Source organism: Endozoicomonas sp. ONNA2, from assembly GCF_024606365.1.
Classification (GTDB): Bacteria; Pseudomonadota; Gammaproteobacteria; order Pseudomonadales; family Endozoicomonadaceae; genus Endozoicomonas.
In genome coordinates this window covers 1-1,241 of record NZ_JAHHPO010000987.1, presented here as the reverse complement: position 1 = coordinate 1,241, position 1,241 = coordinate 1, and the positions used below count along the sequence as shown (strand labels likewise).

General features: G+C 46.8%; 1 protein-coding gene and 1 pseudogene. One reads left to right on the top strand and one right to left on the bottom strand.

What is annotated here, in order from left to right; all coding sequences use genetic code 11:
• A pseudogene (locus KDK14_RS17440) lies at window positions 1-276 on the bottom strand (class I SAM-dependent methyltransferase); the annotation flags it as partial.
• A gap of 602 nt (window positions 277-878) precedes the next feature.
• On the opposite strand from KDK14_RS17440, the gene KDK14_RS17435 reads away from it, so the two are divergent.
• A complete protein-coding gene (locus KDK14_RS17435; protein WP_257266461.1) occupies window positions 879-1,004 on the top strand; it encodes a hypothetical protein in 126 nt (41 codons plus the stop codon).
• Window positions 1,005-1,241: the final 237 nt, after the last annotated feature.

The window sequence follows — 1,241 nt, the reverse complement described above, 5'->3', positions numbered from 1 at the left end:
ATCCTGCCCTTTGCCACCACCAAACCTGCGTCGATGCCCTGCCTTGCCACGGACAAAATCAACGACAATCGGCTTCTCTTTCGATCCTGCTCGCTGAACCGCCAGCGCTCCGGATGCATCAAAAACCACCAGAGTTCCTTCGTCAATATCTTGAAGTCTGTGATTCAAGCCGGTATTCAGAAGTGCGGCAAGGTTTTCGAGCAAAGCCTGAATGGCAGGGTGAGTTGAAGCAAGAATAACTGGCTGGGTAGACATTGGTGCAGAAGAAATGAGCATGGGGGGACAGAATCTAACACCTCCAGAGCGACCGTTGCAATGTATGCACCTCAACGATATCTGCCGGGAACCGGTTCAAGCTTACTTTGCCCCGGGTTTTTATCGCTATTACGGGCAGCAATAATGGACTTCGTATAGCCTTTGCCGTGAAAAATAGTCTGCTTAACCATTTTTCATCCTTGAGGGTGGCGCAAAATATTTTCACTTGCCATGGGCATTTGTTGCTATGTTGCGCAGCATCACTCTCATCAACCTGATGACTGGGGGTGCGACTGTGTTGCACAGTGATAGCCGGTCAATAAAAACTGCAAAGGCAAGGAAGAGTACACTCATCCTTGCCATTTAACTATCAGAGCATCGATATGATGGACCTGAACACGGATCCTGAGAGCCCTGCATAGTCCGTTAGAAAGAAGCCAAAGCCCCAATTGATAATTGCACTCACGGAAGACCTCCAATTAATGAAAACATGTGATGCAAACTGGCATCACCCGCAAGTAGACCAGAGAAATTCTATTTTGTTCACTGCAACATAAGAATTATTTTACATCCACCAGCAAAAAAACGCTGCCTGACGTGTAATTGCATCAATAAGGATACCCATGATCTGGCTGGAAATGATGCACAAAAACCATTGTCGGGCTGAAAGTGCTGATGATCCTGATTCGGCAGTACGGATTGCCCTGAGCGTCATTATCGACAACTTGTCCTGTGAATGCCCGCTTTGACAAGCATGCCCGCTTTAACAAGCATAAAAGTGCCGTAGCTGCTATTGTCTGAAGACTGGGTAATCAGTAAATAATACCAATCCCACCTTCTGAATATGAACTGTGCAGCCATTTAGAACAGCGGGATTTTCGTTGGAATTCCTCGCAATACCCGAGGGCACAAGTAGCTTTGATTACTCGTCATCCCAGGGCGATAGAATCGGCCTTACGATCGTTCCAATCAAGGCTAATTTAAAC

Excerpts from the sequence above, each read along its gene's own strand:
- KDK14_RS17435 (WP_257266461.1), top strand. The coding sequence starts at position 879 with ATGATCTGGCTGGAAATGATGCACAAAAACCATTGTCGGGCTGAAAGT.